We start from the raw sequence: 14,185 nt of genomic DNA, 5'->3' as shown, positions 1-14,185 counted from the left end.
CGCTTAGGTTCACCTAAGTGCGTATGACCCCATGGCCCCGCTGCGGATCCTGATCAGCAATGACGATGGGGTCTTCGCCGACGGCATCCGAACCCTGGCCGCCGCAGCGGCAGCCCGCGGCCATGAGGTGACGGTGGTCTGCCCTGATCAGGAACGGTCGGCCACAGGCCATGGCCTCACCCTGCAGACCCCCATCCGCGCCGAGCGGGCCGATGAACTGTTCGCCCCAGGGGTCACCGCCTGGGCCTGCAGTGGCACCCCCGCCGACTGCATGAAGCTGGCCCTGTTCGAACTGGTGAAGGAGAAGCCAGACCTGGTGCTCTCCGGCATCAATCACGGCCCCAACCTGGGAACAGATGTGTTCTGCTCCGGCACCGTTGCAGCAGCGATGGAAGGCACCCTTGAGGGCATTCGTTCCCTGGCGGTGAGCAGCGCCTGTTTCCAGTGGCGTCAGTTCCAGGCGGCCGCAGACCTTGCCCTTGAGGTGAGTGAACAGGCCATCGCCGACCAGTGGCCCGACAACCTGCTGCTCAACCTCAACATCCCCCCCTGTGCCCGGGAGGAGATGGGAGCACTGCGCTGGACCCGTCTCTCGATCCGGCGCTACGACGAGCAATTCAGCCGTCGGGAAGACCCCCGTGGCCGTGCCTACTACTGGCTGGCCGGAGAAGCCGTGCAGGATCTGGAATCAGCCGGAGAAGGCCCAAGGGATTGGCCCAGTGATGTGGCTCAGATCCACGCCAATTCCCCCTCACTCACACCGATCCAGCCCGACCTGTTCTGGCGGGGCCCCCTCAGCGGACTGCCGCAGCTCAAGCTCAAGGATCAACTGGTGCGGTAAACCCGCTGCAGCAACCAAAGGGAGAACAACACCCCGATCAGGTGGGCGAACAGCACCTGGGTGTTGCTGAGCACAGACAGCATTTCCAGAGAGGTAATCGCCAGGTTGTCGGCCATGCCGCGGCCGCCGATGGCAATGCCGGGAGTCTGCATTGAGGCCTGCACGAACAGGCTGCCAGCGAGGGCCTGATAGCCGATGGTGGAGAAGGTGAGACCCAGAAGATCCGCCAACAGCCCCCGTTTGATCAGCCGCGCCACCTCGCCCCGACTGGGACGGGCCGCGCTGTCGATGGCCCGACCGGTCCGAACGATCAGCCAGCCCTGCCAGAGGCTGAACAGCAGCACGAGGAAGGCCAGGGATGTGAGCGAAAGGCCAGGCCCCAGACCCACGGCACGTTCGGAATTGCGGGCCAGGCTGCCGCCGATGTTGTTGAACAGCAGAACGCCCACCACAACGATGCCGAGGACCACCTGGATCCAGAACCGGATCCATCCCATCCGACGCACGCCGAACGACAACTTCTGGAAATCGAGGCGGTCTGGCATGCCCTGGTGCTCGGTCGTTCAAACTTGCCACCAAAGCGCCCCTTCTGCACCTCTTTGATTCCGCTCTGCTCTCCAGAGGAAGCCCGTCGGCCCACTGCCCTGGCGCTGGGGAGTTTCGATGGCTTGCATGCCGGCCATCGCCGCGTGATCGCCGAGGCCATCCAGGACAGCCCGGACGATGCCGTTGCCTCGGTGGTGAGCTTCTGGCCGCATCCCCGTGAGGTGCTATTCGGGGAGGCACGCCTGAGGCTGGATCTACCCAGCGAAAAACTCGCTCTGCTGGAACCGCTGGGGATCCAGCAGCTCGTGCTGGTGCCCTTCACCCGCGAGCTGGCTCAGCTGAGTGCGGAGGACTTCGTCACCAGCGTGCTGCTGAACACACTTCAGGCCCGGCGCATTGCCGTGGGCACCAACTTCCGCTTCGGTCATCAGCGGCGCGGTGACGCCGAAATGCTGGAACGGCTGGCGGCTCGCAGCGGCGTTGAGGTGAAGGTGGTGCCGATCGTTGAAGACCAAGAGGGCCGGATGAGCAGCAGCCGCATCCGCGCGGCCCTCGACCAGGCCGACCTCACCACCGCCAAAGCCTTGCTGGGTCGGGCCTACCGCTTTCAGGGACGGGTGGTGCGGGGCCGAGGCCTGGGGCGTGAACTGGGCTGGCCCACCGCCAATCTCCAGGTGGATGGCCGTAAGGCCTTGCCAGGACTTGGCGTCTACGCCGCCTGGGCCCAACTGGATGGGGATGGCGATCGGCTGCCAGCCGTGATGAACCTCGGGCCCCAACCCACGATCGATCCCACATCCCCTTCAGCCGTGGAGGTGCACCTGCTGGATCAGAGCCTGGAACTGGAAGGCCGGCAGCTGGGCGTCGAGCCGGTGCAGCGCTTGCGCGGCCAGAACAAATTCAGCGGCCTCGAGGAGCTCAGCAGCCAGATCGGCCGCGACGCAGCCCAGGCCCGCGAGATTCTTCAGCCCGGTTCTCAGGCCGCGGTCGGATAGGCATTCACCAGCCCCCAGACGATGAACACGCCGATGCCGCCGAGAAGGACGATTCCCCAGACCAGAACGTGCATGGTGCTCTCAGAACCACCGTTCTCCATGACCGACGCCGAAACCGTTGCCCACAGGGTGCCATGAATCCAACCCCAAGCGATGCATCCCTGGATCCACGGGTGGCACGCCTGATCGACGCCAACCTCGACCGTGCCCGGGAAGGCCTGAGGGTGGTTGAGGACTGGTGCCGCTTCGGGCTGGAGCAACAGGATCTGGTGGTGCGCCTCAAGGACTGGCGTCAACGCCTGGGCCGACTCCATCACGACAACTACAAGAAGGCCCGCTCCACCAGCACCGACACTGGCGCCGGACTGGAGCATCCGGCCCAACTCGATCGCCACAGCCCCGACCACGTGGTGGCGGCCAACTGCGCCCGGGTGCAGGAGGCGTTGCGGGTGCTGGAGGAGTACGGCCGCACCATCGATCCTGCGCTGGCCGCTGAAGCCGCAGCGATCCGCTACGGGCTTTACGACCTGGAGGTGACCTGCCTCAACGCCACCCTGGGAGCACGGCGACGCAACAAACTCAAGGACGCTCGCCTCTGCCTGATCACGACCCCCTGCGATGACCTGAGCGATCGGGTGGAGGCCGCCCTGCGGAACGGCGTGGGGATGGTGCAGTACCGCTGCAAAGCGGGGAACGACCGCGAACGCCTGCGGGAAGCTCAGCAGCTCAGGCAGCTCTGCAACCGCTTCGGGGCGCTGTTGTTCATCAACGATCGTGTGGACCTGGCCCTGGCGGTGGATGCGGATGGGGTGCACCTGGGCCAGGACGACATGCCCAGCGAGGTGGCCCGCGATCTGTTGGGCGTTGATCGTCTGCTGGGCCGCAGCACCCACAGCATCGATCAGGTTCATCAGGCTCAGCAGGAGCCAATCGACTATCTCGGATTTGGCCCGATCCATTGCACGGCCGTCAAACCCGAGCGGAAGCCTGTTGGTGTGGAGCTCCTGGCGCAGGCCACTGCGATCAGCCAACGCCCCGTCTTCGCCATCGGTGGAATCACCTCGGCCAACCTGCCGGCACTGCTCACGGCAGGGGGCCAGCGCGCGGCCGTGATCGGCGCGATCATGCACGCAGATGACAGCGGTCTGGCCTCGCGGCAACTGCTCCAGCAGCTGGACCACGCCACGTTCTGAGCCATGCCTCTCACCCTGATGGTCAACGGTGAAACCCGCGTGCTGGATCCAGCACCGGATCCCGCCAGCCTGGCGGCGGTTGTTGCCTTGCTGGCCAACAACCCCCGGCTGGTGGTGGCCGAGCACAACGGTGTGATCGCACCCCGCAGCCGCTGGGACAGCATCGTGGTGAAGGATGACGACACCCTTGAGATCGTCACCATCGTTGGTGGTGGTTCCTAGAGTCGCGAGATCAATGCTGTGGGCGCTGCTGTGGCCACTCCCCGACTGTTGACACGATCTCGACGACTGCTCGCATCACTGCTGTTGCCGCTGGTGATTGTGGGGCTCTGCCTGTTCCAGGCACAGCCGGCTGATGCCGCCCGCGGTGGGCGCATGGGAGGGGGCAGTTTCCGCGCTCCTTCGATGCCTCGATCCGGTGGGAGTTACCGGGGTGGCGGCTACGGCGGTGGCTACCGCGGCGGCGGGATGGGCTTCCCCTTCCTCATCCCCATCTTCGGCTTCGGTGGGGGCGGGCTGTTTGGTCTGCTGATCCTGATGGCGGTCGCAGGCGTGCTGGTGAACGCCCTTCGTGGCGTTGGCAATGCCCCCTCGATCGGTGGTGCTGCTGCGGCTCCAGCTATGCCGCGCAACGTGAACATGATTCAGGTGCAGGTGGGCCTGCTGGCCAGTGCCAAATCCCTGCAAGAGGATCTGCGCTCCTTGGCCGCCTCTTCAGACACCAGCAGTTCCGCCGGTCTGCAAAGGCTGCTGCAGGAGACAACCCTGGCCCTGCTGCGCCAACCGGACCTCTGGGTTTACGCCAATGCCGAGAGCGGCAGTGTTCCCTTCAGTTCGGCTGAATCGACGTTCAATCGCCTCTCGATGAACGAGCGCAGCAAGCTGGACGCTGAGCTCACCAGCAACGTCGGTGGTCAGCGGACCACGGACACGAGCAACAGCTCTGGAGACGCGGATGCCACCAACGAATTCATCGTTGTGACCTTGCTGGTGGCCTCCACGGCATCGGCCAAGCTCGCCGGAGCCGACACCGGCGAAGATCTGCGCCAGACCCTTCGCATTCTTGGTTCCACAGCCTCCAGTGAACTCATGGCCCTGGAAGTGATCTGGCAACCGGAAGGCCGCGGAGATGTGCTGAGCGCCAACGACCTGGTGACGGCCTACCCCAGCCTCCAACATCTCTGAGACGCCTGAGCCTTTATGGCTCATCTACAGGTTTTCTGAGTATTTCTCCCCAGCGATCAGACCTAATTTGACCTGATCAGATTGCGCACCTCCAGCGTTGGCTCCCGACCCCCGCTCCATGCAATGGCAACAGGACGGTGAGCTGGCGCGCGCTGATCTGGATGCTCTTGTGCATGCGCTTCAGCAGGTGGAGTGCGATCACAACAGTGCTGAACTGCAACGTCTCGGCCAGATCGATCCTTCCACTGCGGCTTGAACCCTCAGCTTGAAGCTTCCGGGGCACAGCCCCTGAGCATCCGTAGTGCAGCCATGGCTGCGCCGTAGCCGTTGTCGATATTCACCACCGTCAGGCCTGGAGCACAGCTGGCGAGCATGCCTTCCAAAGCGGTTCGTCCCCCTGCACTGATTCCATAGCCAACCGAAACCGGGACGCCGATCACCGGTTGCGGCACCAGACCAGCCAGGACCGTCGGCAACGCACCCTCCATTCCCGCGCAGGCGATCAGGATCCGCGCCGTGGCCAGACGGGGCAGTTGATCCAGCAAGCGGTGCAATCCAGCCACCCCAACATCCATCACAGGATCCACGCCGATGCCATGGCAACGCAGGGCCAAGCTGACCTCGGCCACCACCGTGCGATCACTGCTGCCTCCACTGAGCACCGCCACCGCAGCCGGTGACGCAGGCACAGGAGGCAGCGCACCCAGGGTGAGGCAGCGAGCGTCGGCATGCAGCTCCACCGCCGGCAGCGCCTCACACACCCGTGCCGCCTTTTCAGGATCCACCCGGGTCACCAGACCCAGTTCTCCTGCTGCGGCAAAGCTTTCAAGGATGGCGATGATCTGATCGGCTGTCTTGTGTTCCCCCCACACGGCCTCGACCATGCCCAAGCGCTGACGGCGCCGCAGATCGAGGCGAGCATCCGGCGTGGTCACTGCGGCAACAGTTCCCCTTCAAACACCAGCGGGAACGGGTTGCCTTGGCGCTGTCCTGTTTGCTCACGAGCCAAGGTCTCGAAGCGCTCCTGAACCGTCTCCACCTCGGCCATGGAGATCGATTTCCATGCCTTACGACTGCTCCAACGAATCAGCAGCGTTCCCTCTTCGGTGGCCGGATCCCAGAACAGATCACGGCCCAGAAAACCCGGCTGTTGCTTCAGCCAGGGCTCCCAGCTGCCGCGTTCCGCCGCCATCCACTGCTCACGGCTCTCCCGGGGGACCTGCAGCCGCAGGTGCTCCACCACACCCACCACATCACCACGTATCGGGTCGGACTCTGCCCGCACCTCTGTCTCCGAAAGCCCGCCCAACAACAGAACCAATGCCAAACAAGGTGCGATGACCCTAAGCAGAACAGACCTGAGGCGATGCACGGTTCAGCTCCGCTGCAGCAGGGCCACAGCCTGGCAACTGATGCCCTCTTCCCGTCCCTCCGGACCCAAGCCTTCATTGGTGGTGGCCTTTACACCCACGGCATCGGGGGCGATGCCGATTGCAGACGCCATTCGGCTGCTCATCTCGGTGATGTGCGGCTTGAGCTTGGGGCGCTCAGCGATCACCACCGCATCGATGTTCACCACCGACCAGCCTCGCTCCTTCACCAGCTTCACCACCTGATCCAGCAGCTTCAAGCTGTCGGCCCCTTTCCATTGGGGATGGGTGGGGGGGAAATACTTGCCGATGTCACCGAGGGCGAGGGCCCCGAGCAGCGCATCCATCACCGCATGCACCAGCACATCGGCATCGCTGTGGCCATCCAGGCCAAGACCATCGGGATGGTCCAGGGTCACACCCCCGAGGATGAGGGCCCGTCCGGGCACCAGCCGATGGATGTCGTATCCGTTGCCGATGCGCTGCTCCATGCCGGGATCTGAAGGAGCATCCATTGTCGCGGTCTGCCAGCGGGCAAACAGATCGGGCCGCCGCTCGCGGGTGCGCTGCTCCCGCTGCTCCTGGCGCCACCGGGCGATGGCACCGTGGTCGCCACTGCGCAGCACATCCGGAACGGTCATGCCGCGGAAGTCGGCGGGGCGGGTGTAATGCGGGTGTTCCAGGAGGAGTGCACTGTGGCTTTCCTCCACCAGGGAATCGGCGGTCCCCACCGTGCCGGGCAGCAGGCGCACCACACCATTGATCACCGTCATCGCCGGCAGCTCACCACCGGTGAGGACGAAATCACCCATCGACACCTCCTCATCGGCCAGGCCGCGAATCCGCTCGTCGAAGCCCTCGTAGTGACCGCAGAGGAAAACCAGTTGATCGTGGTCACTGGACCAACGCTGCAGATCCGCCTGCTGCAGGGGACGCCCCTGCGGTGACATCAACAGCACCCGGCTGCGAGGACTGCGGGGAATCGCCTCCATCGCGGCGAACACCGGCTCGGGCTTGAGCACCATGCCGGCACCGCCTCCGTAGGGCTCGTCGTCCACCTTGCGATGGCGATCCGTGGCGAAGTCCCTCGGGTTATGCAGATGCAACTCGGCAATGCCCGCGTTGAAGGCGCGACCGATCACCCCCAGCTCCAGCAGAGGAGCAAACGCCTGCGGCGCCAGGCTCACCACATCAAGGCGATAGGGCGCCATGCCGCCTCAGGCCGCGGGTTTGGACACCCGGCGGATGTCCGTGCAGAAACTGCCCTGCACCGGTGTTCCCTGGGCATCCACCGCCGTGGTGCTGCGCAGGCGCAGGTTGGCCCGCGTGAACCAGATCCGCTCCTGAACCTGCACGCCGTCAGCCCGGCTGAGGTTCAACTCCATGCTGCCGTCAGGCCAGAACCTCCAGTTGCCTGGGGAATCACCATCGAGGATCAGCTGTCCATCAGCGGCGAAGGTGAGGGTGCTGCTGGTGCCACCAGGGGCCTGCACCTGCAGTTGGCCGAGAGCCCCCTGCTCGCTCACGCAGCGAACGGTGAGTTCACCCCGTTCGCTGCTGTGCCACTCGTCATCACCACCGGCAGCCAGCTCAAAGCAACTGCGCAGGCTCATCCACTCCCCGTCGCAGAGGCTCAGAAAGGAGCCAGGGTCTTCCGGGGGAAAGGCTTGTTCACTCATGCGCCCATCCTCTCAGCCGGATCACCCGCTGATGGGGAGGAAGGGATAAGGGCGGTTCCAGCCGTAGAGCGCCAACCGCTGCTGCCCCTGGGCGGCGGCTCCGCGCCGGTGAAAGCCGAACACATCCGCCAGCACCAGGGTGTTGGCAGGGCAGGTGAGGGCAACAGGCCTGGGCAGACCCAGTTCAGCCAGGGACTCTTCCTGGATCCGGAACGATCCAGACACATCCGGCTGCCGCCGGTGTTCGGCAGCTGCAGTGGCTGTGGCCTGCTCCCACCGCAGGCGAGACGGATCGAGACGATGGCTGCCCGGCACGTATTCGAAGGGACCGTCCTGACGCTGCACCGGCCGCAGAAAGAACCAGAACTTCAGAGCACGGAAGAACGTGTCGCGATGCAGCACCTTCTGGAGATCCGGCGTGCGGGTCTCCTCGCCATGCACGGTGAGGTAGATGTCCAGCTTGCGCGGATTCATCGGCAAGCCGATGACCTGGCGCGATCCCGCACTGAGCCGCTGGTCATGGGAGAAGGCAGCGGCCCGAGGCATCTGCTCGGGGTCGATGTGGAGAAAGCGGTTGAGGGTTCCTCCATCGAAACGGTCAAACCCCCCGGGGAAGGGTTGTTTTGGGCGAAAGCCAGGCCGGCTGTTGTCCGGTGCTGGATGCAGGCGTGAGGCGCGGGCCACCACGGCCTCGACCTCGTCGCGCAAGGCATCAAACTCCGGCTGCGGCAGAAAGTTTTCAAGCACCACAAAGCCATCCCGCTCCAGACTGGCCAGCTGAGCTGGTCGCAGCAGGCGCCTCCAGAGGCACAGCGTCTCCGCCAGCTGAACCCTGCGTCGATGCAGCTGCCAGCGTCGGTTCAGATCCGGGTGACCGACCCAGGGATCCCGAAAGCTCTTGGTGCGCGTCAGCAGCGAAAGCATGGGCGCGACATTACGCGCTGATGCCGGAGAGCAGGCGGTTATTGATCCCCTGTGTAACCCAGCTCCGCCAAGCGGGCCGGTTTGCTGCGCCAATCAGGCACCACCTTGACGAACAGCTCCAGATAAACCGGGCCATCAATCAGCACCTGCATCTGCAGCCGAGCCCCCTGGCCGATCGTCTTGAGCATCGCCCCGCCTTTGCCGATCAGGATCCCCTTCTGACTCTTCCGTTCCACCAGAACCGTGGCCAGGACGGCCGTGCGACCCGCACCCTTGCCCTTGGCCGGCAACTCCTCAACGCGATCAATGGTGACGGCAACGCTGTGGGGCACCTCCTCCCGCGTGTGCAGAAGCACCTGCTCGCGAATGAGTTCCCCCAGCAACACCCGCTCCGGTTGATCACTCACCATCTCAGGCGGATACAGCTGTGGCCCCAAGGGCAACTGAGCCGCCATCGCTGCTGTGAGCTCTGCGCAGCCATCGCCTGACAGGGCGCTGCAGCGGTGCACCGGCCAATTCGTCTCCTGCAGCAGGGCGGCATAGGCCTCTTCCGCTTCAGAGCGGTGCTCCTCCGCCAGCTTGTCCCACTTGTTCAGGGCCACCAGCACGGGCAGGGACTGCTGCTGCAGCAGATTCACGATGAAGGCATCACCGCGCCCCGGGCGCTCGCAGCCCTCCAACAGCAAAACCACCAGGTCCACTTCACCGATGGCGCTGCGGGCACTCTTCACCAGCCGTTCCCCCAGCAAGTGGTGGGGTTTGTGGATGCCAGGCGTATCCACCAGAACCATCTGGGCCACCTCCGTGGTGAGGATGGCCCGCAGGCGGTTGCGGGTGGTCTGGGCCACGGGCGATGTGATGGCCACTTTCTCCCCGACCAGCTGATTCACCAGCGTGGATTTACCCACGTTCGGGCGACCGATCAGTGCGATGAAGCCAGAGCGGTAATCCTCTGGCAGGGGAGTTGCATGCATGCTCTAAGTCTGCGCCGCCATTGGATCAACCCGTTGGATCGACCCGTTGAATCGACCCATAGCCTTAGGGCAGGAATTGAACAGGTCCATGGCGGATCAGCAGCCCACCTTCCAGCAGGCCATGGAGATCACAGCGGCCTGGCTGCAGCAGTGGGACAACGAGGAGATCAGCGATGAGGTGCTGGCGGACCGCATCGGTGAAATGGTGGCCAGCCGCGATGGTGCCCGGGGATTTTTCGTGGTGAGCCTGGCGGGCGAAAGCGTGCTGATGGATCGTCTGCCCGATGCCGTCGTGGGGCAACTGCGGGGCGCCGGTGCTGGCGTTGTGGATCTGAGCGTTCGCAATCTGGCCATGAGCAGCGCCATGGCCGTGCATCACCGGCGCGCGGGAGATGAGGCCCAGCAGGCCGGCTCGGAGCGGGTCAGCAGCCGTTGCATTGAACTGCTCAGACTGCTGGAACCAGCGGAGGTGAAGGAGCGCCTGGAGCAACTGCTGGCCGCAGCCCTCGACAACCGCGGTGAGGACGTCGCCTTCCTGGAGAAGTGGGGGTACGACGCCGAGCAGAAACAAGCCATTGGAGACAGCGTCTATGCCGTGGCTGAGGGCTGAGGGCTGAGCCACAAAAAAAGCCCCGGACAGGCCGGGGCGAAGGTTGATTCGATTGCGTTGGCTTCGTCAGTCGCGACGACCGCCACCGTTGAGCACGATGATCAGGCGCAGGATGAAGATGAACAGGTTGATGTAGGTGAGGTACATGCTCAGGGCACCTGCCAGGAATTGGTCATCCCGATAGGAGCGGGGCATCGTGTAAAAGTCGACGAAGGCGGCGCCCACGAAGAGAACGGTGCCGAAGCCGGCGATCATCAGCTCAAAGCTGGTGCCATGGAACATGGCAGGGGCAAAGATGCCGCCAATGAACTGGACGACCATCGCCAGAATCAGGCCGATCAATCCAAGACCCACCACTCCGGAGAGCGCTTGACCAACGGAATCGCTCATGCGACGGCCAACGATCGAGGCAATCACGAAGGTGATTCCGGTGGCCAGTGCGGCGGTGCCGACTGCACCCACACCCGCAACGGCTCCGGCCAAAGCCACCAGACCACTCAGGGTGAAACCGGTGATCAGGCTGTAAACCGACAACAGCGGCAAGGCTGTGGCGTTGTTGCCCTTCAAGGCGACGTTTTGCGCCACGAAGAACAGCACCAGGTTGCCGATCACAGCCACCCAGAACAGGGGCATGAACAGCGGTGTGGCCATCATCGAGAGGCCACCAATCACCCCGATTGAGGTGAGCACCATGCCGCCGCCTACGTAGGGCAGCGCTTTATTGACAACGTTGGGGCCGACGAGGGCGCTCGATTGTGCCTCGCGGATCGCCTCCTGGAAATTGCTCCTTGCTGGCATGTCGACCAGGTCACCAAAGACTCATCACATCCTGCCAGCAGTGACAAGGGATTGGGGTGTGGATCTCCCTATCGACGCTGAACTTTGGGCGTTTTGCGTTCGTCCCGGCGGGCATAGGCCTCTACCACCCGCTGCACGAGGGGGTGGCGCACCACATCCGCAGCGGTGAGGCGGCAGACCGCAATCCCTTCCACACCCTCCAACACCTCGGACGCCTCCACCAAACCGCTCTGCACGGTGGACGGAAGATCCACCTGGGTGATGTCTCCGGTCACGACCATTCGCGAACGCTCCCCCAGGCGGGTGAGCACCATGCGCATCTGAGCCGGCGTGGTGTTCTGAGCCTCATCCAGGATCACAAAGGCATCGCTCAGGGTGCGGCCTCGCATGTAAGCCAGGGGAGCGACCTCGATCACGCCCTTCTCCAACAGCACAGTGGTTTTCTCCGCTCCGAGCAGGAAGTGCAAAGCGTCGTAGAGCGGACGCAGATAGGGGTCCACCTTCTGCTGCAGGTCGCCCGGCAGGAAGCCCAGGCGTTCCCCGGCTTCAACAGCCGGCCGGGTGAGAATCAAACGCTCCACCTTGCGTTCGGTGAGCATCCGAACCGCGAGAACGGTGGCGAGAAAGGTTTTGCCGGTGCCGGCAGGACCGAGGGCAAAGGTGAGGTCGTGGCGCTCCATGGCATCCACGTACTTCTTCTGGCGCAAGGTGCGCGGGCGCAGCAGGTTGCCCTTCTGGCTTTTCGCCAACACCTGCTCGCCCATGGCGGCATGGTCATCGCCGCGGCCGGTGTTGAGTGCTCCCAGCGCCGACTGGAGGTCCACCGGTGACACCGACTGGCCGTCCTGCCAGATCGGGCGCACCAATTCCACAACTGCAGCAGCCCTCTCAATCTGCGTTGGCCGCCCGGTGATCACCAGTTGAAGACCCCGCAACACCATGGAGGCTCCTGTCAGAGCTTCCAGGCGATGCAGGGTTGTTTCGGCTTCACCGGCGAGGGCCAGTGCAGCATCGGGATCAGGCAGGTCGAGAACGAAACGGCCGCGTTCGCCGTCGTCAGACACCGGAATGATCAGCCCTCGGTGGAGTCGGATTCTGCGGAATCAGAAGCTGCAGCTTCTGCAGCCTTCTCCTCAGCAGCTGCAGCCTTGGCCTCAGCAGCCTCCTTGGCGGCTTGCTTGGCATCAGCTTCACGCTTGGCCGCTTGCTTGGCCTTGCCCACGGTCTCTGCAGGACGCACGGTCTTTTCCAGAAGACCGCCGCGCTCGAGCAGCGTGCGAACCACATCGGTGGGTTGGGCACCCTGACCCAGACGCTCACGGATGGCCTCGGTGTCGAGGCGCGTTTCCTTCGTCCGCGGGTTGTAGAAGCCCAGCTCCTGCAAGGGACGACCGTCCCGACGTGAGGTGCTGTTGCAGGCCACGAGGCGGAAGCTCGCTTCCCGCTTCTTGCCAAACCGCTTCAGGCGGAGCTTGATCATCGTGGCCCTGGAATGAAGGAAAAGAGGTGGTCCGGCGACGCCCAAAGGCCCGCCAAACAACCACCATACCGTTCCACCCTCACAGATCCCCGAAGCCCTTCTTCTTCTTGGCGGGTCGCTGCCGCTTCGGTGGTCCACCGCGACCGGGACGACCTCCACCCCCGGGCATGCCACCCATTCCAGGCATTCCTGGCATTCCGCCCATGCCCGGCATGCCACCCATTCCGGGCATCCCAGGCATTCCGCCCATCCCGGGCATGCCTCCCATGCCGGGCATGTTGCCCTGGCTCATCTGCTGCATGAAGCCGCGCATTTTCTGGAAGTCGGCCAGCACCTTGTCCACATCTGCGGCCTGATGGCCGCTGCCGCTGGCAATCCGGCGACGCCTTGAGGGTTGACTCGCCAGGAGGTCGGGATTTTCCCGCTCCTGCTGGGTCATCGAGCCGATCATGGCCTCGATGCGCTTGAGCTGCTGCTCCCCCTGCTTGAGCATGCCGTCATCGATCTTGTTCATGCCCGGGATCATTTTCATCAGACCCCCCAGCGAGCCCATGCGCTTGATCAAGCGCATCTGCTTCACGAAGTCCGAGAAATCAAACGTCGCCTCCTGCAGCTTCTTCTGCATCTTTTCGACGTCGGCGAGTTCGACCTCCTTCTGGGCCTTCTCCACCAGCGTCAGCACATCACCCATGCCGAGGATGCGGCTGGCCATCCGTTCGGGATGGAACGGCTGCAGGGCCTCCACCTTCTCGCCGGTGCCGATGAACTTGATCGGCTGACCGCTCACCTTGCGGATCGAGAGGGCGGCACCACCGCGGGAATCACCATCAAGCTTGGTGAGCACCGCTCCGGTAATGCCCACCTGGTCGTGGAAGGCGCGGGTGAGTTCGGCCGCTTCCTGACCGATCATCGAATCCACCACCAGCAGCACCTCATCGGGCTGCACAGCGGTGCGGATCCGCACCATCTCCTCCATCATCTCGGCGTCGATCTGGAGGCGACCGGCGGTGTCGACCAGGAGCGTGTCGAAGCCTTCCTCTTTCGCCTTGGCCAGACCAGCGGCTGCAATGTCTTCCGGTTTGGCCTCAGCACCGAGGCTGAACACCTCCACATCGATCTGAGCACCGAGCGTTTTCAACTGCTCGATGGCGGCTGGTCGGTAAACGTCGGCGCCCACCATCAGGGCTCGTCGCCCCTGATCCTTGAGGTGGAGGCCCAACTTGGCCGTTGCGGTGGTTTTACCGGCACCCTGAAGGCCGGCCATCAACACGACGGTGGGTGCTTCAGCTGCCTTGGCCAGAGGAGCGTTATCGCCCCCCATGACCTCCACGAGCTGTTCATGGACCACCTGGATGAACTTCTGATCCGGGCTGACCCCGCGCACCACCTCCGCACCAACGGCTTTGTCGCGGACCTCAGCCACGAACTCCTTCACCACCGGCAGGCTGACGTCGGCTTCAAGCAAGGCCCGACGGACGTCCTTCAGGGCTCCATCGACGTTGGTTTCGCTGATGCTGTCTTGGCCACGCAGCCCCTTGACCGCATCCTCAAAACGGGCTGAAAGCTCGTCGAACATCGGCGTTACGCCCC

The 14,185-nt window shown here is 64.1% G+C and carries 18 protein-coding genes; 7 read left to right on the top strand and 11 right to left on the bottom strand.

Going from position 1 to position 14,185, the window contains the following annotated elements; all coding sequences use genetic code 11:
* Nucleotides 1–31: 31 nt before the first annotated feature.
* Nucleotides 32–841 carry a 5'/3'-nucleotidase SurE gene (surE, locus tag DXY35_RS08810; protein WP_115081994.1) on the top strand — a complete coding sequence of 270 codons (810 nt, stop codon included), beginning with the start codon at nt 32–34 and terminating at the stop codon, nt 839–841.
* Here the strand turns inward: surE and DXY35_RS08805 are convergent.
* A complete protein-coding gene (locus DXY35_RS08805) occupies nt 826–1,386 on the bottom strand; it encodes a DUF3611 family protein (RefSeq protein WP_115081993.1) in 561 nt (186 codons plus the stop codon). The two genes, surE and DXY35_RS08805, sit on opposite strands and share 16 nt — an antisense overlap.
* A gap of 54 nt (nt 1,387–1,440) precedes the next feature.
* Between DXY35_RS08805 and DXY35_RS08800 the strand changes: the two genes are divergently transcribed.
* The 5 genes from DXY35_RS08800 to DXY35_RS12710 all read left to right on the top strand — a co-directional run bounded on the left by DXY35_RS08800 (nt 1,441) and on the right by DXY35_RS12710 (nt 5,016).
* A complete protein-coding gene (locus DXY35_RS08800; RefSeq protein ID WP_115081992.1) occupies nt 1,441–2,382 on the top strand; it encodes a bifunctional riboflavin kinase/FAD synthetase in 942 nt (313 codons plus the stop codon).
* Between the two features lie 134 nt (nt 2,383–2,516).
* The gene (locus DXY35_RS08795) at nt 2,517–3,575 is read left to right on the top strand and encodes a thiamine phosphate synthase (RefSeq protein ID WP_115081991.1); all 1,059 of its coding nucleotides are present in this window, start codon (nt 2,517–2,519) and stop codon (nt 3,573–3,575) included.
* Nucleotides 3,576–3,578: 3 nt separating this feature from the next.
* A complete protein-coding gene (thiS, locus tag DXY35_RS08790) occupies nt 3,579–3,797 on the top strand; it encodes a sulfur carrier protein ThiS (RefSeq protein ID WP_115081990.1) in 219 nt (72 codons plus the stop codon).
* Nucleotides 3,798–3,815: 18 nt separating this feature from the next.
* Nucleotides 3,816–4,760: a DUF1517 domain-containing protein gene (locus DXY35_RS08785; protein ID WP_115081989.1), complete on the top strand. Its 945-nt coding sequence runs from the start codon at nt 3,816–3,818 to the stop codon at nt 4,758–4,760.
* Nucleotides 4,761–4,857: 97 nt separating this feature from the next.
* The gene (locus tag DXY35_RS12710; RefSeq protein ID WP_170950564.1) at nt 4,858–5,016 is read left to right on the top strand and encodes a hypothetical protein; all 159 of its coding nucleotides are present in this window, start codon (nt 4,858–4,860) and stop codon (nt 5,014–5,016) included.
* A 4-nt stretch (nt 5,017–5,020) separates the two neighbouring features.
* On the opposite strand, the gene larB is transcribed toward DXY35_RS12710, so the two are convergent.
* The 6 genes from larB to era all read right to left on the bottom strand — a co-directional run bounded on the left by larB (nt 5,021) and on the right by era (nt 9,707).
* On the bottom strand, nt 5,021–5,695 hold the full coding sequence (larB, locus tag DXY35_RS08780) for a nickel pincer cofactor biosynthesis protein LarB (protein WP_115081988.1): 675 nt from the start codon (nt 5,693–5,695) through the stop codon (nt 5,021–5,023).
* Entirely contained in the window at nt 5,692–6,045 is a 354-nt protein-coding gene (locus DXY35_RS08775) for a TIGR03792 family protein (protein ID WP_371681763.1), read from the bottom strand. Before DXY35_RS08775 ends, larB begins: the two co-directional genes overlap by 4 nt.
* A 90-nt stretch (nt 6,046–6,135) precedes the next feature.
* Entirely contained in the window at nt 6,136–7,341 is a 1,206-nt protein-coding gene (gene trmD / locus DXY35_RS08770; protein ID WP_115081986.1) for a tRNA (guanosine(37)-N1)-methyltransferase TrmD, read from the bottom strand.
* A 6-nt stretch (nt 7,342–7,347) separates the two neighbouring features.
* On the bottom strand, nt 7,348–7,809 hold the full coding sequence (locus DXY35_RS08765; RefSeq protein WP_115081985.1) for a phycobiliprotein lyase: 462 nt from the start codon (nt 7,807–7,809) through the stop codon (nt 7,348–7,350).
* A 21-nt stretch (nt 7,810–7,830) separates the two neighbouring features.
* Nucleotides 7,831–8,733, bottom strand: a complete 903-nt coding sequence (locus DXY35_RS08760) for a phytanoyl-CoA dioxygenase family protein (protein ID WP_115081984.1) — start codon at nt 8,731–8,733, stop codon at nt 7,831–7,833.
* A 38-nt stretch (nt 8,734–8,771) separates the two neighbouring features.
* A complete protein-coding gene (gene era / locus DXY35_RS08755) occupies nt 8,772–9,707 on the bottom strand; it encodes a GTPase Era (protein ID WP_115081983.1) in 936 nt (311 codons plus the stop codon).
* A gap of 88 nt (nt 9,708–9,795) precedes the next feature.
* Between era and DXY35_RS08750 the strand changes: the two genes are divergently transcribed.
* On the top strand, nt 9,796–10,317 hold the full coding sequence (locus tag DXY35_RS08750; RefSeq protein ID WP_115081982.1) for a hypothetical protein: 522 nt from the start codon (nt 9,796–9,798) through the stop codon (nt 10,315–10,317).
* 66 nt (nt 10,318–10,383) lie between these two features.
* Here the strand turns inward: DXY35_RS08750 and DXY35_RS08745 are convergent, their stop codons facing one another.
* From DXY35_RS08745 to ffh, 4 genes are all read right to left on the bottom strand, one after another.
* Entirely contained in the window at nt 10,384–11,115 is a 732-nt protein-coding gene (locus DXY35_RS08745; RefSeq protein ID WP_115081981.1) for a Bax inhibitor-1 family protein, read from the bottom strand.
* Nucleotides 11,116–11,183: 68 nt separating this feature from the next.
* Complete coding sequence (locus DXY35_RS08740; RefSeq protein WP_115081980.1) at nt 11,184–12,179, bottom strand: PhoH family protein; 996 nt, start codon at nt 12,177–12,179, stop codon at nt 11,184–11,186.
* An 8-nt stretch (nt 12,180–12,187) separates the two neighbouring features.
* Nucleotides 12,188–12,595 carry a 30S ribosomal protein S16 gene (rpsP, locus tag DXY35_RS08735; RefSeq protein ID WP_115081979.1) on the bottom strand — a complete coding sequence of 136 codons (408 nt, stop codon included), beginning with the start codon at nt 12,593–12,595 and terminating at the stop codon, nt 12,188–12,190.
* A 79-nt stretch (nt 12,596–12,674) separates the two neighbouring features.
* Nucleotides 12,675–14,171 (bottom strand): signal recognition particle protein, encoded by a 1,497-nt coding sequence (gene ffh, locus DXY35_RS08730; protein WP_115081978.1) that lies wholly within the window; start codon nt 14,169–14,171, stop codon nt 12,675–12,677.
* Nucleotides 14,172–14,185 lie beyond the last annotated feature (14 nt).

Origin of the sequence: Synechococcus sp. N32, from assembly GCF_900473895.1 — a bacterium.
In the GTDB taxonomy this organism is placed as follows: Bacteria; Cyanobacteriota; Cyanobacteriia; order PCC-6307; family Cyanobiaceae; genus Parasynechococcus.
This window is presented reverse-complemented; position numbering and strand designations above follow the sequence as displayed.

Excerpts from the sequence above, each read along its gene's own strand:
- DXY35_RS08765 (WP_115081985.1), bottom strand. The coding sequence starts at position 7,809 with ATGAGTGAACAAGCCTTTCCCCCGGAAGACCCTGGCTCCTTTCTGAGC.
- DXY35_RS08795 (WP_115081991.1), top strand. The coding sequence starts at position 2,517 with ATGAATCCAACCCCAAGCGATGCATCCCTGGATCCACGGGTGGCACGC.
- thiS (WP_115081990.1), top strand. The coding sequence starts at position 3,579 with ATGCCTCTCACCCTGATGGTCAACGGTGAAACCCGCGTGCTGGATCCA.
- DXY35_RS08750 (WP_115081982.1), top strand. The coding sequence starts at position 9,796 with ATGGCGGATCAGCAGCCCACCTTCCAGCAGGCCATGGAGATCACAGCG.
- surE (WP_115081994.1), top strand. The coding sequence starts at position 32 with ATGGCCCCGCTGCGGATCCTGATCAGCAATGACGATGGGGTCTTCGCC.
- era (WP_115081983.1), bottom strand. The coding sequence starts at position 9,707 with ATGCATGCAACTCCCCTGCCAGAGGATTACCGCTCTGGCTTCATCGCA.
- ffh (WP_115081978.1), bottom strand. The coding sequence starts at position 14,171 with ATGTTCGACGAGCTTTCAGCCCGTTTTGAGGATGCGGTCAAGGGGCTG.
- DXY35_RS08745 (WP_115081981.1), bottom strand. The coding sequence starts at position 11,115 with ATGCCAGCAAGGAGCAATTTCCAGGAGGCGATCCGCGAGGCACAATCG.
- trmD (WP_115081986.1), bottom strand. The coding sequence starts at position 7,341 with ATGGCGCCCTATCGCCTTGATGTGGTGAGCCTGGCGCCGCAGGCGTTT.
- rpsP (WP_115081979.1), bottom strand. The coding sequence starts at position 12,595 with ATGATCAAGCTCCGCCTGAAGCGGTTTGGCAAGAAGCGGGAAGCGAGC.
- DXY35_RS08805 (WP_115081993.1), bottom strand. The coding sequence starts at position 1,386 with ATGCCAGACCGCCTCGATTTCCAGAAGTTGTCGTTCGGCGTGCGTCGG.
- DXY35_RS08760 (WP_115081984.1), bottom strand. The coding sequence starts at position 8,733 with ATGCTTTCGCTGCTGACGCGCACCAAGAGCTTTCGGGATCCCTGGGTC.